This is a genomic window from Rhodohalobacter mucosus (genome assembly GCF_003150675.1).
In the GTDB taxonomy this organism is placed as follows: Bacteria; Bacteroidota; Rhodothermia; order Balneolales; family Balneolaceae; genus Rhodohalobacter; species Rhodohalobacter mucosus.
This window is the reverse complement of record NZ_QGGB01000010.1, coordinates 62,257-85,286: the sequence shown is the minus strand read 5'-3', so window position 1 is coordinate 85,286 and position 23,030 is coordinate 62,257. Positions and strand designations below refer to the sequence as shown.

The window sequence follows — 23,030 nt, the reverse complement described above, 5'->3', positions numbered from 1 at the left end:
CAACCAGTTACCCGCCGCTCTTTGTAAACCTCTCCACCCGTTCAGGGTCATCCGGTTTGGTTAAGAGACTCACGCCTGTAAGCAGCCCGACGTTGGCTATCAGTCCGTAGACCCCTTCATGCATCGGCAGGGGCTTCAGCTCGGGCATCAGCAGAAAAAAAGTGTTTACCGCAATCCCTCCGAAAAGGCCGGCAAGCGCTCCGCTTTTTGTTGCACGCGGCCAGTAAAACATTGCAAACACAACCGGAAAGATCTGGGCTACGCCCCCGTATGCGCCAAGAAGCAGCGAAACGATGGAGATATCGATCACAACTGCAAAGAGATAGGAAATCAGTCCAAGCAACACGACCAGGATCTGAATTAAAAACCTCTCGCTGTGGTCGGAAATTGGACGTTTCAGCAGCGGACGGATCCCGTCCCGAATGCCAACCGAGGCCGCCGAGTGCAGTATGGCATCGCCCGATGACATGGATGCGGCAAGTGCACCGGCGCAGAACAACCCGATAACAACCGCTGGAAGATCCAGCTGCATCAGGATATGGGGAAGGATGCTGTCGGCCGGTTCCACACCCGGAAATGACACTACGGCTGAGAATCCAATCAAGAGTATGGGAACCATAAAAAGCAGGAATGTGGGGTAGAGAACTACGCTCAGCCGGAATGAACGCGGACTTCGGGCTGCGTAACTGCGCATGAAAAAGTGGGGCCATACCGAAAAACCGATTGCCGAAACCAGCACGGCTGATCCGTATCCCCACCAGTCCCACGGAGTTTCGCCGTCGGCAGCAAGGCCGGGTGCATAGAGCATATTCGCCTCTCCCGAATCCATAATGGCGGTGAACATTTCGCCAATGCCCCCGTAGAGTTCGTTCGGCAGATAAATTCCCAGGAACCATGCAAGAACCATCATGAACAGTCCCTGAAATGCATTCGACCATCCAACTCCCATCACACCGCTCAAATACACATAAATCAGGACTACCAGGTAGGTGATACCGGCACCCGCCCAGTAAGGGATCATTCCTTCACTGATGACATTCAGCACGTAGCCCGATCCAATCATCTGCAGCGTAAGATAGGGTATGAATACCGCAACACTCAGAAATCCAAGGATCACGGAAAGTCCTTTGCTGTTAAAGCGGTTGGCAAGCAGTTCGGCCTGTGTTACAAATCCGTATGTTTTGCCAAGCCGCCAGGCCCTGGGACCAAAAAAATAGAGCGGTACGATACCGATTACACCATAGGATATGATGTAGAACGCAGCAGCGCCGCGTGAGTAAGCCCAGCCCGGCCCGCCCAGAAAAGCAAAAGAGGAGAAGATCGACGCGCCCAGCACAAAATACATGATAAATACATTCATGCTGCGGTCCCCGGCAACATAGCCGTCTACGCTGGATGTGATTCGAAGCGAGGGTATGATTCCCATCACCAGAGAGACCAGGAGATAGAGCCCTACAATGACCAGAATGATTGTTCCGGATTCCATTACCTACTCTTCCTCATCTTCATGATTCAAGTCGGACAGATAGAGACCACTCATAGCTGCAAAACTGACAAGTACCCAGAAGATGACCCATGCAAAACTGAGCGGAAAGCCGAGGATAAAGGGTTCGGGATCTGAAAAAAGTGCATGGCCGGGCCACACGACGGCAAGTACGGCTGTCAGCATCACCATAACAAAAAGTACTCTGCTTCGCCGGAGGGTGAATGAGAAGAGAGGTTGTGATTTGGTATCTGACGAATTTCGTGCCATGGCGGAATCTATCTGATTACCGGGAAAAGTGAAAGGGGACATACCCCTGATTCTCCAAAGTCAGGCTTTGCCTGCTTGTTCGAATCTGTCCCCTCTGGAGAGGGGAAATGCGAAAGCAAAAGGATGAAGTCCGGTTTGCTGAGCGAGGGGTGTGTCAGCGGGGGTGGAGAGTGAAACACCATCCCGAACCCGCATCATCGCCCCGGACACACCCCTGATCCTCGAAAGGCTCGCTGTGCGAGCTTTCTCATATCTGTCCCCTCTCAAGAGGGGACTTTTCCACCTGACCTCGTTTCTTGATTGTTGATAATACTGTAAGGATTTCGGAATTATGGGTTCTTACTAAAAAGGGGAGAAATCAATTGATTAATCATGAAGAGACCTATCATATCATACAATCCAAAGCTGAAAAAGCTGGCCCGTGAGCTTCGGAACAACAGCACCATGAGTGAGATCATCCTGTGGAAGCATCTGAAAGGGAGACAGATGTACGGATATGACTTTCACCGGCAGCGACCGGTTGATCAGTTTATTGTTGATTTCATCTGCAGCGAGCTGTGGCTGGTCATTGAGCTGTATGGATATTCTCATCTGTTGGAGGTTCAGGCAGCAGCAGACATTGCCAGAGAGAGAAGACTTCAGGAGCTGGGCCTGAACGTAATCCGTTTCTGGAATGAGGAAGTCTTGAAGGATATCGATTATGTGCTGGGTGCGATAGAGCATGAGGTATTGTTGCAGAAACGAAAGCTGGGGCTGTAAATAAGTGGCGCCTTCGCCGAAGGCCACCATCCACCCCCTCTTGCCCCGTAGGGATGCCTTCGGCAAGAGGGGACATACCCGTATGAAAATGCGAAGCGTGATTCATCCGGGAAAGGGGTGTGTTTACGGGCATTCATCGAGGCCATCTAAAGTTCCCTCTGGAGAGGGGAAATGCGAGGGCAAACGGACGAAGTCCGATTTGCTAAGCGAGGGGTGTGTCAGTGGGGGTGGAGAGTAAAACACCATCCCGAATCCGTGTCAATGCTCCGGACACACCCCTGATCCTCTCAAGACAGGCTATGCCTGCTTGTTCAAATCTGTCCCCTCTCGAGAGGGGACTTTTTTCCTCGCCCCACTCATGCATTTCCCAATTTACTCCACCTCATTACACACAAACTCTCCCTGGCCGCCGGCTTGCGGCTTCACGAATACCAGGGCGGAGAGTGCCGGGACCTGAACGCTGCCGCCGGTGGTAATCGAAGCCTCCCGTAGTACCGGATCACTGCCGTCTTCAAGCAGCGGGTGAAGCATCATTCCGGTTAGCCCTGAGTCAACGGTTTTGGGTTCGTCGTCAGCATTAAAGAGCACCAGGATTCCGTCATAATTGGGATCGAGCGATTCACCCGCACACGCACCGTCGGAGATAGTCATGGCAATCAACCCCGGATCCTGATCCGGGCCGGTGTTGTGAAAGGCCACCCGTTTTTGGATCTCTTCTGCGGATTGAAGCCGGAATAGCGGGGAGCTGTAGCGGACCCGGATCTGATCCAGAAACACCTCACGCGTAAATTCCATATGCTCTTTGGTGATGTCCACATTCTCGTTTTGCATGATGGTTCGGAGCGCATCCCAGCGGTCCTCGTTTCGCCACGCCGGCGGAAGCCCCTTACCCCAGTGGGTGGTTTCCATGGTATAATCGATGGCGTTGTACCAGTCCCCAGAGTCGTAACTGTCGCGGTCCATCGACTTGGATCGGAGCAGGTCTGAGCCCAGCTGGTAAAAAGGTACGCCCTGACCATAATTGATAAACGCATTGCTGAGCAGGTGCACCCGAACGCGGCCCTCCATCATCATGTCAAAAGGAAGTTTGGCCTGGGTGTTGTCCCACAGGGTTTCGTTGTCGTGCTTGTCGAGATAGTTTACCGTCTCCTGGGGCATCAGGGTATAGCCGATTCCCTCATTGCCGCCATCGACGGCTTGCCCGAATCGATTTACATACCGATAGGTGCTCAGGTTGCCGGCCATTCCTACGCGAACGCGATCGGCCTGGTCGAGAAGGGCTGCTTTTTCTTCTTCTGATGCATTCGACTCCTCATTCGGAAAGAGATACTTCCCGGTGGCAAACCCCTGGTCGCGTCCGGTCCAGGAGTAGAAGCCGCCTTTCACCGCATCGCGGATCCGGTCGTTGAAGTGCCCGATGCCCATTCCCCCGGTCATGAACTGGGTGGCCTGGTCAAAAATACGGTTATCGGCCACTTCCCCGAAATTCCATCCCTCGCCGTAGATATAAATGCCTTTTCCATCCACGCCATGCTCCTCGACAGTAAGCTCATTGAGCGCCTCTTGCAGATTTTCCATGACGTATTTGGGATGGTGCCCCATCAGGTCAAACCGGAAGGAGTCCACCTTGTAGTGCTCTGCCCACAACAGGACCGAATCGATGATCAGCTTCTCCATCATAAGGAATTCAGCGGCGGTGTTGGAGCAGCAGGTGGAGGTTTCCACCTCTCCGGTGTCGATATTAAGCCGCTGGTAGTAATCAGGCACCACCTTGTCGAGCACCGAGTAGGTCGACAAACCCGTGGCGTGGGTATGGTTGTACACCACGTCAATCACCAGTTTCAGCCCAATGTCATTGAGGGCCTGAACCATTTCACGGAATTCCAGGATACGCTTCGGGCCATCCGGGTCTGTGGAGTAGCTTCCCTCAGGCACATTGAAGTGGAAGGGATCGTAACCCCAGTTGAATCCGTCGTACCGGGCCGGGTGATCGGGATAGCGCGCGCCCAGGGTGTTCTGAATTTCCAGGGTCACGGGATCATTCTCTGCCATCTCTTCAAACACGTCGCGGATGGGCTGATCGCCGTACCGTTCACACTCCTCAGCCAGCTCTTCTATTCCCAGCCGGTCGCACAGCAGCCGGTAGGGGTCGTCCAGGTCCACCCGCTCGCTGCGATCCTCTATGACGGATGCAATATCGTTCACCGGGAGCAGGTGGAGGTGAGTAAGCCCTGCATCGGCGAGTACCTTCAGATGGTCCATTCCGTCGGTCAGATCCTGGCCGTCTTCACCATTGTGGGTAAATGCCATGTAGGTGCCGCGGTGCTCTTCGGGTACGGTTTGATCAATGATACTGAAGTCGCGCATGTGCGCTTCATAGAGCGTGATATCCGTGGGGAAGGGGAGTTCCTTCACAAGGCTGTCCCACCCATTCGGTTTCAGCTCCGGATCTTCTGCCAGGTTCACAAACTGGCTGTACTCACTGTCGGTGCTCAGGCTTACGGCATAGGGGTCGGTCACTTCGTACTGTTCCACGGTGTCGGTCTGACGATGGTACACCCGGATATCAAACCGGTAATACATGCGGTCCCAATCTGCAGGCCCTTCAAACCGCCACACGCCATTTTCAGGTGATTCAACAACCGGTGCGACCTCCTCAATCAAATTTTTCTCTCCATCATAAACACGAAGGGTGACCCTCTGTGCAGTGGGTGCCCACAGGTTCAGTCCGATGGAGTTGTCATGGTAAACGGAGCCAAGTTTCCCATCATAGTAAAAAAGATCATCCAGCACGCCGTGACGCTGCACATGCGTGGCGGCGACCGGGTACCCAGAACCATCGAAGGCCACGGCAATCAGCTGGCCTTTTACCGCATCCCGGATGTCTTCCTTATCAACCATCAACGTAAAAACGGGTCTTCCCTCAAGATGTCGCAGCCGGTTCTGAACTATCGGTACCTGCTCATCTGCCGGTTCCAGCTCAAAAAATCGTCCACCGGTCACCTCGGTGTCATAGACCTTGATTTCAGCATTGTCACTGTAGTAAAGTGCATAGGAAAATGCCTCTGTTCCGGGATTCCATATCAGGTGACCCGCATCGACCCAGTGAGCTGCGGCTCCGGTGACGGACATCTGCTGAGTTTCTTGCTGAACGGTGGGCTTTTCAGTGGTGGAACAGCTCAGAGAGATGAATAATAGCGGTAAGAGTAATTTACTTGGATATGTCATGCGTGAAATGATTAATAAATCTTGAAAGAGTTTTTACAGATACAACCGGAAAAGCCGGTGTAATTTAGTGATGAAAGTACCCATTCAGGTAAAGTAGGTGAGATTCAGATATTGAGCAAGAAAGGTTGGACTCACCCCTCGGACTCACCCCCCTTGACCCCCTCTCTGCGAGCATAGAAGGGGGGACTCCTCAACACAGATTGAAGCATGGCAGATACTGCCTAGTAATCTAATATCGACGTTCCCCATCTATTCAAGATTGTCAGTCCGCGTTAAGCGGGCGAGACAGTCGCAGAAGAGAGGGGAACAGCCCCGAAGGGATCACTATGTGAGGGGTGAGTTTTGCTTCCGAATTCAATAGTTTGCCAGCACCATGAGCAAAATCCGATACGCAGACATAGCCTTCCCCACCGCCGTTCGCCGCCTGTTTACCTATGAGACGGGCGATTCCACAATCCGGCCCGGCATGAGGGTGTGGGTGCCGCTTCGAAGTGAGTTTGCCATCGGGATGGTTGTTCAGGTTCACGACCGTAAACCTGAGTTTGAGACGCGTCCGGTAGAGCGGATCCTGGATGAGGAACCGGTTATGGATCACACCATGCTGCAGCTCACCGAGTGGATCCACCGTTTCTACTACTGCAGCTGGGGAGAGGCGGTCCAGGCGGCGCTGCCTGTGGGGTTGAATTTTGCGTCCGAAAAACGACTGCAGGTCCGCAAGGGTTTTAAAGGGGGGATCTCCGAAGAGGAGCGGGAGCTGCTGGATGAGATCGCTGAAAGCCATCTCACCCTGAAAGAGGCCGAAAAGCGCTGGCGCGAGGGGAAGGGAAAGGCGTTTCTGAAAAAGGCCCTGAAGCAGGAGTGGGTGACCGTCTGGGAGCAGCCGAAACAGAAAGTGGATTACAAGAAGGTCAAGCATTGGCAGCTTGCGGAATCGGTGAACCCGGATAAGGCACTTGCAGGACTTGAAGAAAAAGAACGCGACAACAAATGGGTACAGGCGTTCGAAAAGCTGACCGGAATGAACCTGCCTTTGCCTCACCGTCATCTGCTGGAGGATAAACTGTTTACAACCTACACCCTGAACCGGATCGAAAAGGAGGGATGGATCGAGTCGGTGGACCTTCCCGTGGAGAGCGAACCGGTTCACAACGGCATTCACCGGCCGGATGAGATCAAAATCCTCTCTGATCAGCAGCAGGAGGCGTTTGAAAAGATCCGTGAATCGCTGGATTCCCATGCTTTTAAGAGCTATCTGCTCTTTGGCGTTACCGGTTCCGGGAAGACCGAAGTCTATATCCATGCTCTTAAACACGCACTGGAGCAGGGGCGGGGCGGACTGGTGCTGGTGCCCGAAATTGCGCTCACACCGCAGACCGTGCAGCGCTTTTATCACATCTTTGGCGATCAAATCGCCGTATTGCACAGCCGGCTTTCCGATCGGGAGCGGTTCGAAGCGTGGCAGAGCCTGAAATCGGGCGAGAAGCGGATTGCCATCGGTCCAAGGTCCGCAGTGTTTGCACCGGTCAGGGATGTGGGACTGATTGTTGTGGACGAGGAGCATGACACCTCGTACAAGCAGTACGATCCCGCACCTCGCTATCACGCCCGCGATGTGGCGGTCATGCGCGCCCACATGGAGAACGCCGTTGCGGTATTGGGATCGGCTACGCCGGGGATGGTCTCCGTTCAGGCGGTGAAGGAAGAGAAACACGAACTGCTGCACCTGCCGCTGCGTCCTACGGGAACAATGCCGGAAGTGCAGATTTTGAACATGCTGGAGTATAAATCGGCCATGCGGGGACCGCTCACGGTGGAGCTTTACAACGAAGTGGAGAAAGCCCTGAAACGAAAAGAGCAGGTGATCCTGCTCTACAACCGGCGCGGATTTGCTTCATTCATGCAGTGCGAGGATTGCGGCCATGTGCCCCAGAGTCCGGAGAGTTCCACCAGCCTCACCTATCACAAAAAGAAAAATATTTTGCTGGACCACTACAGCGGCTACTCGAGACGGGCCGATACCCGGTGCGAAATGTGCGGATCCGCCAACCTGAAAACCAAGGGGAGCGGCACCCAGCAGGTGGAGGAGGAGGTTGAGAAACTGTTCCCGCAGGCGCGGCTGCTGCGGATGGACCGCGATTCTACTTCCGGCAAGCGGGGGCACCAGACAATCTACGAGCAATTTCTAAGTGGTCAGGCCGATATCCTGATCGGCACGCAGATCGTGGCCAAGGGACTTGACTTCCCTAATGTAACCGTTGTGGGTGTGCTCAATGCCGACACCGAACTGGCGTTCCCGTCCTTCAGGGCGGGTGAGCGGATGTTCCAGCTCCTGAGCCAGGTGGCCGGCCGTGCCGGGCGTGCAGAGAAGCCGGGCGTGGTGTACGTGCAGACCTGGAAACCGGATCACCCCGCGATACAATGCGCAAAGACCCACGACTTCAAAGCCTTTGCACGGCACGAGCTGGCCAACCGCGAAATGCTTCACTACCCGCCCTATTCCAGAATGGTTGTGTTTCAGTTCAAGTGTCCGTCGTGGAGCAAGGTTCAGGTGGTGGCGGATAAATTCTGTGACGCCATGCGCACGGTTACCGGTGATGAACCGGTAATGGGCCCTTCTCCCTCCGTAATCGAGTGGATGAGCGGACAGCACCAGTGGGAGGCCAACATCAAGTTGAGCCGCAATTTCAACGGCCACGCCATCGAAAAACTGCTGAACGATATCTTCAAGAAATACGACTCCATCAAACCCAAAGGCTCAGGAGCGGTTCGTATTAACGTGGATGTGGATGCGGTGGAGTAGGTGAACCACAGAGACGCTGAGTGCGCGGAGTAGTTTGCCACAGAGGCACGGAGGGGGTGAAATATCCAACCGCTCAACTGATAAACCGAACAGTGATCAACTGCTTTTTCGAAAATTAAAAATACTGACTGCTGAAAAGCTTTAAAAAGACCGCAGGTCGACATATGCGAGCAGGGAATTCATTCCCCTTGGGTGCGCGGTGCGTATCAACGTAGATGTGGATGCGGTGGAGTAATTCACCACGGAGTGATTCACCGCGGAGTTGCAGAGAACGCGGAGATGGTTTGCCACGGAGGGGATGAAATATCCAATCACACAACTGACCAACCGATTAATGATCAAGTGTAGTTTCTAAATAACTGAGGTTGACTGCTGATAGCTGATAGCTGACTGCTGTAAGCCCGAAAAGACCGCAGGTCGACACACGCGAGCGGGGAATTCATTCCCCGTGGGTGCGCGGTGCGTATCAACGTGGATGTGGATGCGGTGGAGTGATTCACCACGGAGTGATTCACCGCGGAGTTGCAGAGAACGCGGAGTAGTTTGCCACGGAGGGGATGAAATATCCAATCATACAACTGACCAACCGCTCAATGTTCAAGTACCTTATCGAAAATTAAAAATACTGGCTGCTGATAGCTGATAGCTGACTGCTGAAAAGCTTTATAAAGACCGCAGGTCGACATATGCGAGCGGGGAATTTCCCGAAGGGATCCCGATGGGGCATTCCCCCTGTATGAGACGGAGGAAATGATATGCGATTGGAGATATTCGGTGTATGATTTCAGAACTTTCCATAAGTTGCCCGTTGAAGCCTGAAGCCTGAAGCCTGAAGCCTGAAGCCTGAAGCCTGAAGCCTGAAGCCTGAAGCCTGAAGCCTGAAGCCTGAAGCCTGAAGCCTGAAGCCTGAAGCCTGAAGCCTGAAGCCTTCTGCCAAGGCCTGTCAGACACACCCCTTGGTTATCTGAATCGTGCTTTGCACGTTCATCTAACCATGTCCCCTCTCAAGAGGGGACGAGCACCCTGCACCCTGTACCTTGTGCCCTGCCCCCTATTGACATTCACCCCAAATTTGATAAATTAAAGCGTTACTTAACACTGTTAACCCATCTGTATATGTCGCTGAGGCGTGAAATCATTGATGTCAGCAAGGAACTTCTTCTTAAGGAGGGGTTCGCAAAACTCTCCATGCGGAAGATTGCAAACAGGGCCGGTGTAACGGCAACAAGCATCTATCTCTATTTTAAAAACAAGGATGAACTGCTGCTTGCGCTGGTTGAGGAGAGTATTGAACGTCTCACTTCAGCACTTAAAGGTGCTATTGATCCGTCCGCTGACCCGGTGAAGCAGCTGGAGAAACTGACCAGGACATACGTGGATTATGCGCTGGAAAACCCACAGGAGTACGAAATTATCTATATGGTGAGGCCGGAAGAGATGCCGAAATATCCAAGGGAGAAATTTCAGCAGGTACGGGATATTTATGAAATGATCGCATCCATCATTCGTTCTGGTATAGAGAAGCATGTACTCGACGTGGATGACCCTATGATTAGTGCATATACCATCTGGGCTCAGCTTCACGGTGTGGTTTCCGTTGTACTTAGTAAACGTCTCGATACGCGAATTCCAAAACAGCCTTTTTTGGATCATGCGATCGACCAAATCATACATGGTTTTATCATTCAGAGAACACCCGCTTAACAGGAGGTCATTATGGAAGCATTTTTGGAGCAGTTTGGTTTTTTAAATCAATTTGAAGCATGGGGAGTCTGGGCCGGCATCGTGCTTGTATTCCTTGTTTTTGGATTTGCCGGCGCACCGCTCTGGCTTTGGGCTGTGGCAGGGCTGATAGCCCTTGCCGGGTTCAGCGCACCGGCCTGGCTGGTCATCACATTTGTTGTGTTGGCCGTTGTATTTAACATAAAGCCGATCAGGAGAGCTGTCTTGTCAGGTCCGTTGATGAAGCTTCTGGACGCACTAAACATTCTTCCGGCCATATCGGAGACCGAACAAACGGCCATTGATGCCGGTACGGTTTGGGTTGAGGGAGAACTTTTCTCGGGGAAACCCGACCTGAATCGCCTTAATAAGGAGAAATATCCCGACCTGACCGACAAAGAGAAAGAGTTCATGGATGGTCCTGTTGAAGAACTCTGTGCGATGGTCTCCGATTGGGAAGTATTCCAGAACAAGGGATTTGATGATGCAACCTGGCAATACATGCGCGACAAGCGGTTTTTTGGACTGATTATTCCCGACAAATATGGCGGTTACGGTTTTTCGGCCAATGCGCACAGTGCCATCGTGGCCAAGCTGGCCTCGCGTTGCGGACCGCTCGCCACTACGGTAATGGTCCCGAACTCCCTGGGTCCGGCCGAGCTGCTGATGCACTATGGCACGGATGAACAGAAGAACCACTACCTTCCGCGCCTGGCCACCGGTGAGGAGATCCCCTGTTTTGCGCTCACCGAACCCAACGCAGGGTCGGATGCGGGGTCGATGCAGTCAACCGGAGAAGTTTTCAAGGGCGATGACGGAAATCTGTACCTTAAACTGAACTGGGATAAGCGGTATATAACACTCGCAGCTATTTCCACGGTTATAGGTCTAGCCTTTAAGATGTATGACCCGGAGAATCTTCTTGGAAAGGGAACAGAGCTGGGAATTACATGCGCCCTGATTCCGTCGGATACCGAAGGTGTGGAGCTGGGCAAGCGGCATGATCCGCTCGGCGTGCCGTTTTACAACTGTCCGACCCGCGGCGAGGATGTGGTGGTTCCTATCGACGCCATCATCGGGGGAGAAGAAGGCGCAGGTAACGGCTGGCGCATGCTGATGGAGTCGCTGGCTGTGGGACGCGGTATTTCACTCCCCGCACAGGCGATAGGGGGTGCCAAAACCGCTACCCGTGCAATCGGTGCCTACTCGCTCATCAGAAAGCAATTCGGGCTTAATATCGGCCGCTTTGAGGGAATTGAAGAACCCATGGCACGCATCGGAGGCTATACCTACCTGATGGATGCAGCTCGCGGCTACATCTGCGGTGCTCTGGATGAAGGTGCCAAGCCGGCTGTGGTCACGGCCATTGCCAAGTATAATTTCACTGAGCTTGGCCGGGAAATCGTAAATGACGCCATGGATATTGTGGGCGGAGCCGGCATTTCACGCGGACCGCGGAATATCTTTGCGCACTCATATATCGCCATGCCGATTGCGATCACGGTAGAGGGAGCCAATATACTTACCCGCACGCTGATGATCTTTGGCCAGGGCGCTATCCGCAGCCATCCCTATGCGCTCAAGGAGATCAACGCCTTAATGGACAAGGATGTAAAAGGTTTTGACAATGCATTCTGGAAACATATGGGCCATGTGGTGCAGAACAGTATACGTGCACTGCTGCTCAGTATCACCCGCGGACGCCTGTCCGGGTCTCCCGTAAGCGGGCCCGCTGCCAAATACTATCGCAAGCTGGCCTGGGCTTCGGCATCGTTTGCGTTCATGTCTGATATCGCGCTGGGATCGTACGGCGGAGCTCTCAAGATGAAGGAGAAACTGGCCGGCAGGTATGCCGATATTCTAAGCTGGATGCTGCTTGCAACGGCCACGCTCCGACGGTTTGAAGCGGAAGGCCGCCGGAAAGAGGATATGCCCTACTTCGAGTGGGCGATGCAGCACGCTTTTTACCGGATTCAGAACGCTTTTGATGAGATCTATTCCGAAATTACGGTTCCCGGTCTCAGCTGGTTGTTCCGCGGACCGGTAGGCATATGGTCCAGAATGAACCGGATTGGCCGCAAACCGTCTGATAAGCTGGGACATCAGATTGCACAGGCGATGCAGTCGCGGGGTGAAGCGCGTGACAGAATTACGGACGGAATTTACGTCCCTGATAGTAAAGAGGAAGCGATCGGGCGCTATGAGTATGCCATGAGTCAAATCGAGGAGTCATTCCCGGTTTACAAAAAACTCTACAAAGCTACCAAGGCGCGTGAAATTCCGAAAGATCATGTTCTCAAACAGCTCAATCCTGCACTTGAAAAGGATATTATTACAGAAGAAGAAGCAGAACTGGTCAGAAAAACCGAAGAAGCCAGATTTGATGCAATATTGGTTGATGAGTTCACGTTGGAAGAATACAAAAGTGGACGGGCTTCGGCTCCGGTATCATCCGGGCTTGAAAAGCCGGACGATAAGTCCATTTTGGCTCATGAAAAGAGTTAGTAAAAATCGATTGATCCCAACAATCCAAACCTGTGGCTCAAGCATGAGCTGCAGGTTTTTTTATTGATTGCAAAACAAATACTGATCCCGTATCTTTTCTAGTCTATTGACGATTCTAAAAATTCAGGAAAAATGAAGAAAGGTATCCACCCGGAATATAATGAAATAACCGTCCTGATGAGTGACGGAACAGAGATAAAAACACGCAGCACCATGCAGACCAAAGACGGTGTTTACAAGAGTGAGGTAGACTCTAAAAACCATCCGTTCTATAACAAAGATCAAAAACTGCAGAAGAAAGCTGACCGTATTGACCGCTTCAACAAGCGCTACGGTAAGAAGTAACCGTAAACAGACTTTTTGGAAAGGATGTAATGAACCTCATTGCATCCTTTTTTTATTTGAGGAAACAGATAGTGGATATTGAACTCTACACAGTTGGGCCGTTCGCCGAAAACACCTACCTGATCTCTCAACAAGGGTCATCGCTGCTGATTGATCCCGGTTTCTATCAGCCCCGCGAGTACAGTGTCTTTCAAGACGATCTTGCCGAGTCGGGGAACAAACTGACAGCCGTTATTCTGACCCACGCCCATGTAGACCACGTTCTTGGACTTGAAAAAGTACTTAAGAATCACAAAGTCCCGGTATATCTCAACCATTCCGATCTTTACCTTTGGAACCACTTTTCTGACCAGGCCGGGCGTTTTGGTTTTTCCGTTCCTGATTTTGATTTCACACCTGAACCGTTAGATGAGCAAGAGGGATTCACTATCGGTTCTTTTTCAATGGATGTGATCTGCACTCCCGGTCATTCACCCGATCATGTTTCCATCTATTTCCCATCCGAAGATCTGCTTATTGCAGGTGATGCCCTTTTCAGGGAAAGTATCGGCCGCACAGACCTGTATAAAGGTGATTTTGATCTGCTTTCGGACTCTATCCGCAACAAACTCTACACCCTGCCCGATTCTACGCGAGTGCTCCCCGGCCATGGACCCGCCACAACCATCGGTTATGAGAAAAAGAATAATGCGTTTGTGAAAGGAGAGTAAGGATTGGTGTCAGCTGTCAGCTCTCAGCTGACGGTTGTTAGTTGTTGGTGGTTTGTTGTGGGCAGTCGATTCAGGATTTATAAAATTGAATTATTCAACGGCCTTTTCTTACAAACAACAAGCAATTGCCAACTAACCACTAAACACTAAAAACTAAACACTCCCTTCACTCCCCTTTTCACTTTTGCCTTTCCCCTTTTCACTCTTTTCAGCCAGCTGCTGAACTCTGAAAATTTGCTCATCATAATGTTCTTTTTTTGATGGATGAGATGAGCGCAGTTTCTTTAACGTTTCAATTGCTGCAGGATAATTCTCCTGCCTTTCATGAATTAATGCGAGCGTCTCAGTAACAATATCGTCTACCTGACTGCTGAGCTCGCTCAAATCCGTCTCTTCGTTTTTAGGGTTCAGGTCAGGTTTCATGCGGCTTCGGTCTACCGATGAGAGGCGTGCTATCAGCAGATCCAGATCCTGAATAGGATGTGCCCTGTCATGGCTGTGATTGTCTTTGCGGAAAGGTTCCTGTTTGGTTGGCGGTTCCCAGGCATTGAAAGAGCGTGGATGTGAGAGAAGATAGTGCAGCCGTTCCATCAGATTGCTTCCGGGCGCAAGCATTTTGGCTTTCATGGCAGCCTGAACGGCTTTTTTATTCTCACCATGACGGTGATAAAGCCAGGCCAGGAAAAAAAAGCCCACAGCTCCCGTATTGCGGCGTGCAATATGGTTTTCGAGGCGTTCAAGAGCCGTGGAAGGATCGGTCTCGAACTGGTCTATATACCCCTGAAATGATTTTGGTATCTGATGAACTTCGAGCTGCATGCTCAATGGTATGAAATGAGTGATTAAGTTACCAATTGCTTACTGCATCATTGAACATATTGTTTGCAATCTGCTCAAGGGCCTGCCGGGCCGCTTCAATTTCTCCGTCCACCGGATTGTCAAGCACATCGTATGTGGCATTTCCGCTGAAATTTTTATTCCACAAAGGCTCCTCATCATCCGCATATTGAAACAATGCACGAACCGTGATCTGTACCTCATTCAGATTGGCCTGTTCATTGCCGGCAACGCTGAAGGGACGGTTAACGTAATTCTGAATGGCTCCCTCGATATAGGCATCGGCGTTTTCCAGGTCATTTTCAAGAGACAGGCGGCTTTGATTGATAAAGCGCTGAACAAGAGCCTGGTTTAGACGGTCGCTCAGGTCGCCGAGGCCGCTTTGAGACTGGTCAGGGAAAAAGGGAATATAGATAGTTCGAACCTCCGCAGGTATGGAAGTTCCCGTGAAGCTGTACCTTACGCATCCCGCAGCTGCTGTTATCAGGGCTGTGAAAATGACAGCCAATGTTAGAAATGATTTTCTATTGAAGGCCATACTGATCCAGTTTGCGGTAAAGGGTCCGTTCACTCACACCAAGGGCTTCGGATGCTTTCCGACGGTTGCCTTCAAACCGCCTCAAGGCCTGCTGTATCAGAAATTTTTCAGCCTCCTCTATTGAAGGGATTTCATCACTGCTGAAAAATTCGTCCAGGTCACTGGCCTCTTCCGTATCCTCATCCGTCAAAACGGATTCGTCTGAGGTTCGTATACCGAGCGATTCGCTCTCCATCTGGTCGCGAAGGTGACTTGAAATATCGTTTGGATCAATATCCCGCGGAACGGCAGACGGCAAAGCTTTTATATTTTTATCGGAAAAAGTGGAGTATAGAAAATTCGCCAGCATCTTTTTCAGGTCACTGATATCAGTTCTCATCTCCAGTAGTGCCCGATAAATGAGGCTGGAATCGGCACCTGTGGTATGTTTTTCCTCTTCGAATCCGCCGGACTCTTCAGGACGTGACAGAACGGGTAGATTATCGGCAGACCCGAGGTGCTGGCGCCCCTTAAGGTATTTTTGAAGGGTATCTTTATCAACAAATTGCGATTTTTCGAGTACTACAAGCTGTTCTGCCACATTGCGTAACTCCCGGACGTTTCCGGGCCAGCGATAGCTTGTGAGCAGTTCCCGGGCCTCATCAGAAAAACCTTTGAACACAGAATCGTATTTTGAGGAAAACTCATTTACAAACTTTTTGAAAATGGGAATAATATCCTCTTTTCTTTCACGAAGCGGGGGCAGCTTAATTTTAACGGTGTCGAGGCGGTAGTAAAGATCTTCCCGGAATTTCCCCTCTCTGACAAGCTCCCACAGGTCCTGATTGGTTGCCGCAATCACCCGGACATCGCACGTGTACATCTTGCTTGACCCAACCCTGAAAAACTCACCGCTTTCAAGCACGCGAAGCAGCTTAACCTGTATATTTTTGGGAGTGTCACCAATTTCATCAAGGAAAATGGTGCCACCGTCAGCTTTTTCAAAATAGCCTTTGCGCGACTCATGTGCGCCGGTAAAAGATCCCTTTTCATGCCCGAAAAGCTCACTTTCGATGATACCTTCCGGAATGGCACCACAGTTCACTATCACCAGGTTATTTCTTTTTCTGTTGCTGAGTGCGTGGATGGCACGGGCTGTAACATCCTTTCCAACTCCGCTCTCGCCCTGCAGCAAAACAGTGATATCGGTGCCCGCAACCTGCATGATTTTATCCACAACCTGACGAATGGCTGCCGACTCACCGGTGATTCCGTACCGTTCCTGTAGTGCTTCCCTGTCCATAGTATTCGTTTTTCTTGAATCTTAAAGGTAAGAAAGATTCAATTCTTGCCATAGAAAGCTTTTATCGATTGACGATCATTTTTTCCTGCTGCTTCAAAATCCCTTTACATTTTGCCTAAAAGATCGTTTGTTAACTGAGATATAAAAAAAATCATCTATGAGCAGCTCAAAGATCCCCGAAATTCTTCAGAAGAAATTTCGCAAGCACTTCAATATTATCTATCCGGACATGGATCCGGAATTGCTGATTGAAGAGACAGGCAAATTAATGGATACATACGGTCTGGAACCGGTGGAAAAAGTATCATTTGACGATGTGTGGACCCACCAGGACCAGATCCTGATCACATACGGCGACATGGTTCAGCCCGAAAGGGGAGAAGCTGTTTCCAAATTGTCGAAACAGCACCATTTTTTGAAGCGTAAACTCAAGGGGTTGATTGATAATGTGCATATCCTGCCCTTTTTCCCAAGCTCTTCAGATGACGGTTTCTCCGTTGTGAATTATAAACGTGTGGATGCACGTCTCGGTGGATGGGATGATATTGAGAAGATGAGCGGCGATTTTCGGCTGATGGCCGATCTCGTTATGAATCACACGTCACGTTACAGCCGCTGGTTCCAGGGGTACCTGAATAAGGAGGAGCCCTATACCGACTATTTTATTGAAGTGGACCCATCCACGGACCTTTCGAGTGTGGTTCGGCCGCGCAGTTCACCTCTTCTCACGCCGGTTCACACCGAAGAGGGCGAAAAATTTGTCTGGTGCACATTCAGCGATGATCAGGTGGATGTGAACTTTGCTAATCCCGAAGTCCTGTTTCAATACATCGACATCTTTCTTTTCTATCTCAGTAAGGGAATCTCCGTTGTCAGGCTTGATGCGGTCGCATTTATCTGGAAAGAGATCGGTACGTCCTGCATCCACCTGGATGAAACCCATGAGATCGTAAAACTCTTCCGGACGATAGTCGATAGCTATGCGCCTCAAACTACACTCATCACAGAAACAAACGTGCCACATAAAGAGAACATCAGCTACTTTGGCGATGGAGATGAGGCGCACATGGTGTATCAGTTTAGCCTGCCGCCTTTGTTGCTGCACGCACTAATGAGTGAAAATGCACATTATCTCACAGAATGGGCACTCTCACTGGAACCCTTGCCCGAAAACTGCACCTATTTTAATTTTACTGCCTCTCATGACGGTATTGGAGTAAGGCCTCTGGAAGGATTGGTACCCGCTGAGGAGTTTGATCTTTTAATTAATGAAATTCGAAAAAAAGGCGGTTTTGTATCCGAAAAGATGAATCAGGACGGATCCCTGAGTCCCTACGAGTTGAATATAACCTATTTTGACGCGTTCGGTGACGGGAATGGATCTGATATAAGGCAGGAGAAGAAGTACATCTGTTCACAGATTATCGCTATGAGCCTTCAGGGAGTACCCGGTATTTACTTCCATAACCTTACTGCTACACGAAACAATGTGCAGGGTGTAGCCTTAACCGGCCGCTATCGATCCATCAACCGGAAAAAATGGTATTACGAGGAGCTGATGGACGAGCTTACGGATCCCGATAGTACCACCAGCCGTATTTTTGGCCGCATGACCGATATGATATCAAAAAGATGGCACCACCCGGCTTTTCACCCTTTTGGCGGGCAGAAGGTTCATCAGGTGGACCCATCGCTTTTCTGTTTCGAAAGATGGGACCCGGAAGAGACGGAACGCGTTCTGGTTGTGGCAAACGTAACCGGTGATGAGGTCCAGATTGAAGCGGAAAGTCCCGATTTGCCATTACGTCCCGATCAATCCTACAGTGATATCATTTCAGGCAAGGAAGTGCTGAAAGATGGCACTCTCACGGTCAGCTCCTTTACGGTGTTGTGGATTAAGGTGTAACGCCCGGAATGGGCAAAAGGGAAGTGCAATGAACCGGATGAACAGAACAAAGGAGAATGGATAGTTTAATAGGGCGGGAGTTTATCATAATTTTGACCACTCTTTTCCCTGATCAGGCCGGATTCCTTTATATTGCGGCTGCAGAAGCCGGGCCACTCACAAATTGAATATTCTTGTACCACGTTGAAAAAAGCACCTCTGATAAAGAATAAAAGCGAGAAACTGCCCCGAAATCTGGGTTTGTGGGGCCTTTGGCTGTTGGTTGTTAATGGATTTGTGGGCGCAGGAATTTTTGGCCTTCCGAGCGGTGCATATGCGCTTGCAGGAGAGTACAGCATATGGATTTACGCACTCTGCGCACTGCTTATGCTTCCTGTGATTCTCTGTTTTGCCGAGCTGGGAAGTTATTTCCGTGGAACGGGCGGGCCGATACGGTATGGAAGTGAAGCTTTTGGACCGTTTATAGGTTTTCAGGCGGGATGGCTGTTTTATGTGGCACGTCTCATTTCATTTGCGGCAAATTCCGTATTGCTTGTCGACAGTATCGGATATTTTCTGGAGCCGGCCGCCGAGGGTGCCGGCAGAATAATTTCGCTTGCGGTGATCATCGGTGGACTGACCCTGATAAATATGCTGGGTTCGCTGGAGTCTATACGTTCGCTTGCACTGTTTACTGTTTTGAAATTTTCAGTGCTCATCTTTCTTGTTTTTGGCGGCCTGGCTCTTCTCGGAACGGAAATGCTGCCCTCTTTTACGACCACTGTGCCGCCTGTCAGTGATCTCGGGGCAGCGGCCCTTCTTCTGATTTACGCTTTTGTGGGATTTGAAGGCGCTGTGGTACCGGCAGGAGAGACCCGGCGTCCGGAGCGGGATATGCCTTTGGCGCTGCTTTACGGTTTGGGCGCAACTGTGGTGCTTTACATGCTCATACAGCTTACCGCAGAGTCAGCTGTCAGTGATCTCGCATCGTCTTCTTCACCGCTGCTCGATGCGTCTGCAGTGCTTTTCGGAGCTGCGGGAGCCGTGATTCTGATGATTGGAGTGGTTACATCCGTAACAGGCAACCTGATTGGATCCCTCTTCTCTGCGCCGCGTCTTACCTACGCCATGGCTCTGGAGGGCTGGCTTCCAAAATGGTTTGGCAAGGTTCATCCGGGATGGCTCACACCTGCAAACTCAATTCTTTTTTATGGTGTGTTTGCCTTTATCGGAGCCGCGCTGGGTTCGTTTACATTCCTCGCTGCTATGACGGTTCTTTCCAGGCTATTTCTTTACATCATTACATGCGGTGCCGTACCGGTGCTGCGGCCTGTATTTGAGGGGAGTGGATTTCGATTAAAAGGAGGTCTGCTCATTCCGGTGTTGGGAATTCTGGCATGTATCTGGCTTATGCTTCAGGTGAGTTTTCATTCGATCTGGCTCACCGCACTCTTTATTGTAATCGGTACAGGCCTCTACTTTTTTGCACGGAAACAGAACGGCACCGGTTCAGGTCAGTCTGATCAGAATTAAACCACACCGTGCAGCTGACTGAAGTTGGTTATGATTACATCCGGTTCCAGATCTTTGCAGCGGTCATCCTCTTTCCGCCACTTCAGGGATCGGCTGTCACCTGCAAACAAAGCGGTTTTCATGCCGAGCGATGCGGCCGGCCAGATATCCTTGAGCATGTCGTTTCCGACATAGAGCACTTCGTTGGGCAGGGATTCCGGAAAGGCAGCGGTCATTTTGTCCAGAAATCTTCTGTAAAATTCGATATCCGGCTTTTTCATTTTTTCTTTGAATGACCAGTGCAGAAGCCGGCGGTCAAATCCCAGTTCAGTCATTGATTTTCCCATCAGTGCCTCAAGAACAAGTGGTGTGTAAAACTGGGAGTTGGAAATGATTCCCTGTCGAAGTCCGCGCTCTTTCAGGTGCCTTAAGGTTGCTGCTGCATCATCAACCGGCCATACCGGGTTCATCCGCGCTTCAAATTCCACGGAGATGCGTATGGCCGTTTCAGCCTCTGCAGTTTCAATCGGGCCGACCAGGTTTTCGGACACCAGGTGTTCCAGAACCGTACTCCAAATCTCACGAATATCGGGTTCAGGAGTCTGAATACCCTCTTGTCTGAGGCGGTTGACAGCATCATCGACCACACTATTGTACAGATATAGGGACCTTTCACCTGCTTTTTTATCTCTGAGTGATATACCGGCACCCTCGAGAGCATCGTTCATAAGCGCTGCGTCGGATGTGCCGTCGTCAATACCGATATCACCTACACCCGATAAAAACAGCGTACCGTAAAAATCGTACATAACAAAGCGTATTCCGCTTAGTTTTTGCAGACTGGATTCGGTATCTGTCGGGATCGCATCCATGGGTGATGACAGTTTCCGAAACCGCTGTTTCAGCTCTTGATCAACAGGACCCGTTTCACTCATTTTTTGAATTTTTTTCGGTACTCCTCAATTTCAATCATGGGCGGACGCTCCTCTTCAACGATCTCAATCAGATTCTGCTCATAGTGATCTTTGGTGACCTGAAACTGGCGCATAATCGTTTCATGATCTGCTTTTTCCAGAATTCCAAGGGCTTTGGCGCGCTTGATAAAGGTCTGCAGGATGCCGAACGACATCTTGCCGAGAGATATAGTCGGCTTATTTTCGTGAACTCGCTTGTCCAGATCGGTCTGCGCGAATGCTTCAAGCCCGAATTTATGGTGTACATCGATCAGATGTGAAGTTTCCACACCGAACCCGATGGGAAATGCAATCTGTTCAAGCACCTCACGTCGAACGGCATACTCTCCCGAAAGTGGTTGAATAATGGTAGTCAGTTCCGGAAAGAAGAGTGAAAAAAGCGGCCTGACAAGAATTTCGGTAACGCGTCCGCCTCCCGAAGCTCTTACGCTGCCTGAAATGGCAAGCGGCCGGTCATAAAAAGCTTTCACATATTTAACCTCTTCACGATAAATCAGCGGAGCCACCAGTCCATACACGAATCGAGGGTGGATATTGCTGATGTCTGCATCCACATATACAATAATGTCGCCGGTGAGCTGATAGATGGCTTTCCACAGGTTTTCACCCTTACCCATTTTCGGCTCAAGATTGGGAAGAATATCAGCTGACAGATAGGTATCGGCGCCATAGCTCCTTGCCACTTCAAGCGTATTGTCTTCCGAACCCGAGTCGATCACCGCAATTTCATCAATCAGCGGGTAGCGGTTCATCAGTTCCGATTTAAAAACGATAATCTCCTTACCTACGGTTTTCTCTTCGTTCAGTGTGGGCAGGCAGAGTGAGATGGTCAGCCCCAGCTTTTCCTTGGTTTCAACCAGTTTTTTAAGGTCCCAAAACTGGGAGTGGTGGTACGTATTTTTGTCAATCCATTCCTGAAGATTATTCACAGCGCCCTCCGTCAATTGCAATTAAAATTCCGATTAGCTGGGCCAGACCTTTAAATATCGGCTCAATCCAGATGGTTTCATTGGTTTTCTGCATGTTGTCGCCGGTTGTGATGCCCAGAGTAAGGGCCGGGATTTTTTTGTCTATCAGAGCGGCAAGTTCAGATATACTGGGTGCCAGCCTGGGTTCAATATCCAGTGTTTTCATGACGTCGCGTGCGCACTTGTTAAGAGGGTGTGCATACGGAATACCGCCCGGTTTCCTGCGCGCAAAAATATCCAGTTCCACTTCGTCACCGGTTTTGGAAGATACCTCCATAACGATGTCTTCGATAGTTTGCCCTGTTGAATGCACAACGTCCTGCGATTCGGACCGAACCTCGAATCGCAGCGTAGCGTCTTTGGCGATGGTATTGAATGAAGTTCCGCCATTAATGGAGCCCATCACAATACTGGTTCGCGGCCGTTTCGGAAGGCGGATATCATTAATTTTATTGATTACTTCGTTAAGAGTCAGAATTGCACTTGCATCACCGAAGCGCGACCAGTCGTAGCTTTCAGGAACCTTGCAGGTAATTTCTCCCCGTAGCATGCCGATAGAGGTATAGCTAAGCCGCCCCAGTTCAACACCCTCAATACAGAGTGCATGTGAAAGGTTGAAGTTGTGATTGTTCAGGAAAAAGCGGATTCCCTGCAGGTCACCCCGGCCCAGGCTTTTTGTACCGCCAAGCAAAATCAGATCGTGGTTCAGCTCTATCTCGAGCTCGCTTAATATGTAGGGAAGGGTTGCAAGAATCGCCATTCCGAGACTGTTGTCAGCTACTCCGGGACCGCTTATGCGATCACCCAGTACCTGCATCGTATGATCGGTTTTGGATGAAAAAACCGTATCGGCGTGTGCATTGATTAAAATTCCCTGATCTCCGTTTTTACCCTCCAGAAAACCGATGCCGTTACCGCCGTCATCGATCGACGACTCGGTAAGATCGGCCTCATTGAAACGGTTAAGTAAAAATTCTATTCGGTCGGCTTCTTCAAAAGTGGGTGCTGCAATTTCCCCCAGCATCACCAGATTGGCCAGAATCACTTCTTTAAACCCCTTTAGCCTCTCCTCCAGGTCGGGAAGCTTTTTAAGCAGTTGGTTGTTTTTCATGATGATTGATTAATAAGTGAGACGTCTCTTTAGACATATAAAATGCTAAATTTTGGGACATCATTCAGGAAAACATGTGAAAGCGCTTCTTTGGTAGAGCC

Annotated in this window: 18 protein-coding genes; 8 read left to right on the top strand and 10 right to left on the bottom strand. The window is 50.5% G+C overall.

Features of this window, described 5'->3' with window-relative positions; translation table 11 throughout:
• Positions 1-7: 7 nt before the first annotated feature.
• Complete coding sequence (locus tag DDZ15_RS14590) at positions 8-1,486, bottom strand: sodium:solute symporter family protein (protein ID WP_109647856.1); 1,479 nt, start codon at positions 1,484-1,486, stop codon at positions 8-10.
• A gap of 3 nt (positions 1,487-1,489) precedes the next feature.
• Entirely contained in the window at positions 1,490-1,753 is a 264-nt protein-coding gene (locus DDZ15_RS14585) for a hypothetical protein (protein WP_146198608.1), read from the bottom strand.
• Positions 1,754-2,125: 372 nt separating this feature from the next.
• Here DDZ15_RS14585 and DDZ15_RS14580 point away from each other — a divergent pair, with 372 nt between their 5' ends.
• Entirely contained in the window at positions 2,126-2,512 is a 387-nt protein-coding gene (locus DDZ15_RS14580) for an endonuclease domain-containing protein (protein ID WP_109647854.1), read from the top strand.
• Between the two features lie 372 nt (positions 2,513-2,884).
• Here DDZ15_RS14580 and pulA read toward each other — a convergent pair whose 3' ends face one another.
• Positions 2,885-5,644, bottom strand: a complete 2,760-nt coding sequence (gene pulA, locus DDZ15_RS14575; protein WP_158278725.1) for a pullulanase-type alpha-1,6-glucosidase — start codon at positions 5,642-5,644, stop codon at positions 2,885-2,887.
• A gap of 469 nt (positions 5,645-6,113) precedes the next feature.
• Between pulA and priA the strand changes: the two genes are divergently transcribed.
• Positions 6,114-8,540 carry a replication restart helicase PriA gene (priA, locus tag DDZ15_RS14570; RefSeq protein ID WP_109647852.1) on the top strand — a complete coding sequence of 809 codons (2,427 nt, stop codon included), beginning with the start codon at positions 6,114-6,116 and terminating at the stop codon, positions 8,538-8,540.
• Between the two features lie 590 nt (positions 8,541-9,130).
• On the opposite strand, the gene DDZ15_RS16760 is transcribed toward priA, so the two are convergent.
• Positions 9,131-9,493: a hypothetical protein gene (locus DDZ15_RS16760; RefSeq protein ID WP_158278724.1), complete on the bottom strand. Its 363-nt coding sequence runs from the start codon at positions 9,491-9,493 to the stop codon at positions 9,131-9,133.
• Positions 9,494-9,656: 163 nt separating this feature from the next.
• Here DDZ15_RS16760 and DDZ15_RS14560 point away from each other — a divergent pair, with 163 nt between their 5' ends.
• The 4 genes from DDZ15_RS14560 to DDZ15_RS14545 all read left to right on the top strand — a co-directional run bounded on the left by DDZ15_RS14560 (position 9,657) and on the right by DDZ15_RS14545 (position 13,822).
• Positions 9,657-10,244 carry a TetR/AcrR family transcriptional regulator gene (locus DDZ15_RS14560; RefSeq protein ID WP_109647851.1) on the top strand — a complete coding sequence of 196 codons (588 nt, stop codon included), beginning with the start codon at positions 9,657-9,659 and terminating at the stop codon, positions 10,242-10,244.
• A gap of 12 nt (positions 10,245-10,256) precedes the next feature.
• Entirely contained in the window at positions 10,257-12,767 is a 2,511-nt protein-coding gene (locus DDZ15_RS14555; RefSeq protein WP_109647850.1) for an acyl-CoA dehydrogenase, read from the top strand.
• A 132-nt stretch (positions 12,768-12,899) separates the two neighbouring features.
• A complete protein-coding gene (rpmE, locus tag DDZ15_RS14550) occupies positions 12,900-13,112 on the top strand; it encodes a 50S ribosomal protein L31 (protein ID WP_109647849.1) in 213 nt (70 codons plus the stop codon).
• A 29-nt stretch (positions 13,113-13,141) separates the two neighbouring features.
• On the top strand, positions 13,142-13,822 hold the full coding sequence (locus DDZ15_RS14545) for an MBL fold metallo-hydrolase (RefSeq protein ID WP_242979060.1): 681 nt from the start codon (positions 13,142-13,144) through the stop codon (positions 13,820-13,822).
• 153 nt (positions 13,823-13,975) lie between these two features.
• On the opposite strand, the gene DDZ15_RS14540 is transcribed toward DDZ15_RS14545, so the two are convergent.
• The 3 genes from DDZ15_RS14540 to DDZ15_RS14530 are packed head-to-tail and all read right to left on the bottom strand — an operon-like array spanning position 13,976 to position 16,479.
• Positions 13,976-14,641: a hypothetical protein gene (locus DDZ15_RS14540; RefSeq protein ID WP_109647848.1), complete on the bottom strand. Its 666-nt coding sequence runs from the start codon at positions 14,639-14,641 to the stop codon at positions 13,976-13,978.
• A gap of 28 nt (positions 14,642-14,669) precedes the next feature.
• Positions 14,670-15,167 (bottom strand): LPS assembly lipoprotein LptE, encoded by a 498-nt coding sequence (gene lptE, locus DDZ15_RS14535; protein ID WP_242979059.1) that lies wholly within the window; start codon positions 15,165-15,167, stop codon positions 14,670-14,672.
• A gap of 16 nt (positions 15,168-15,183) precedes the next feature.
• Positions 15,184-16,479 (bottom strand): sigma-54 interaction domain-containing protein, encoded by a 1,296-nt coding sequence (locus tag DDZ15_RS14530; RefSeq protein ID WP_109647846.1) that lies wholly within the window; start codon positions 16,477-16,479, stop codon positions 15,184-15,186.
• A gap of 157 nt (positions 16,480-16,636) precedes the next feature.
• Between DDZ15_RS14530 and DDZ15_RS14525 the strand changes: the two genes are divergently transcribed.
• On the top strand, positions 16,637-18,385 hold the full coding sequence (locus DDZ15_RS14525; protein WP_109647845.1) for a sugar phosphorylase: 1,749 nt from the start codon (positions 16,637-16,639) through the stop codon (positions 18,383-18,385).
• A 183-nt stretch (positions 18,386-18,568) separates the two neighbouring features.
• A complete protein-coding gene (locus DDZ15_RS14520; RefSeq protein WP_109648027.1) occupies positions 18,569-19,897 on the top strand; it encodes an APC family permease in 1,329 nt (442 codons plus the stop codon).
• Here the strand turns inward: DDZ15_RS14520 and DDZ15_RS14515 are convergent.
• The 3 genes from DDZ15_RS14515 to DDZ15_RS14505 are packed head-to-tail and all read right to left on the bottom strand — an operon-like array spanning position 19,894 to position 22,929.
• Positions 19,894-20,811: an HAD family hydrolase gene (locus tag DDZ15_RS14515; RefSeq protein ID WP_109647844.1), complete on the bottom strand. Its 918-nt coding sequence runs from the start codon at positions 20,809-20,811 to the stop codon at positions 19,894-19,896. The genes DDZ15_RS14520 and DDZ15_RS14515 overlap by 4 nt on opposite strands.
• A complete protein-coding gene (locus DDZ15_RS14510; protein WP_109648026.1) occupies positions 20,808-21,779 on the bottom strand; it encodes a glucosyl-3-phosphoglycerate synthase in 972 nt (323 codons plus the stop codon). Before DDZ15_RS14510 ends, DDZ15_RS14515 begins: the two co-directional genes overlap by 4 nt.
• Entirely contained in the window at positions 21,772-22,929 is a 1,158-nt protein-coding gene (locus tag DDZ15_RS14505; protein WP_109647843.1) for a M20/M25/M40 family metallo-hydrolase, read from the bottom strand. Before DDZ15_RS14505 ends, DDZ15_RS14510 begins: the two co-directional genes overlap by 8 nt.
• Between the last annotated feature and the right edge of the window lie 101 nt (positions 22,930-23,030).

What these genes read in the sequence shown, in the direction of transcription:
- DDZ15_RS14590 (WP_109647856.1), bottom strand. Translation starts at nt 1,486, where the DNA reads ATGGAATCCGGAACAATCATTCTGGTCATTGTAGGGCTCTATCTCCTG.
- DDZ15_RS14585 (WP_146198608.1), bottom strand. Translation starts at nt 1,753, where the DNA reads ATGGCACGAAATTCGTCAGATACCAAATCACAACCTCTCTTCTCATTC.
- DDZ15_RS14580 (WP_109647854.1), top strand. Translation starts at nt 2,126, where the DNA reads ATGAAGAGACCTATCATATCATACAATCCAAAGCTGAAAAAGCTGGCC.
- pulA (WP_158278725.1), bottom strand. Translation starts at nt 5,644, where the DNA reads ATGTCCGTCACCGGAGCCGCAGCTCACTGGGTCGATGCGGGTCACCTG.
- priA (WP_109647852.1), top strand. Translation starts at nt 6,114, where the DNA reads ATGAGCAAAATCCGATACGCAGACATAGCCTTCCCCACCGCCGTTCGC.
- DDZ15_RS14560 (WP_109647851.1), top strand. Translation starts at nt 9,657, where the DNA reads ATGTCGCTGAGGCGTGAAATCATTGATGTCAGCAAGGAACTTCTTCTT.
- DDZ15_RS14555 (WP_109647850.1), top strand. Translation starts at nt 10,257, where the DNA reads ATGGAAGCATTTTTGGAGCAGTTTGGTTTTTTAAATCAATTTGAAGCA.
- rpmE (WP_109647849.1), top strand. Translation starts at nt 12,900, where the DNA reads ATGAAGAAAGGTATCCACCCGGAATATAATGAAATAACCGTCCTGATG.
- DDZ15_RS14545 (WP_242979060.1), top strand. Translation starts at nt 13,142, where the DNA reads ATGAACCTCATTGCATCCTTTTTTTATTTGAGGAAACAGATAGTGGAT.
- DDZ15_RS14540 (WP_109647848.1), bottom strand. Translation starts at nt 14,641, where the DNA reads ATGCAGCTCGAAGTTCATCAGATACCAAAATCATTTCAGGGGTATATA.
- DDZ15_RS14530 (WP_109647846.1), bottom strand. Translation starts at nt 16,479, where the DNA reads ATGGACAGGGAAGCACTACAGGAACGGTACGGAATCACCGGTGAGTCG.
- DDZ15_RS14525 (WP_109647845.1), top strand. Translation starts at nt 16,637, where the DNA reads ATGAGCAGCTCAAAGATCCCCGAAATTCTTCAGAAGAAATTTCGCAAG.
- DDZ15_RS14515 (WP_109647844.1), bottom strand. Translation starts at nt 20,811, where the DNA reads ATGAGTGAAACGGGTCCTGTTGATCAAGAGCTGAAACAGCGGTTTCGG.
- DDZ15_RS14505 (WP_109647843.1), bottom strand. Translation starts at nt 22,929, where the DNA reads ATGAAAAACAACCAACTGCTTAAAAAGCTTCCCGACCTGGAGGAGAGG.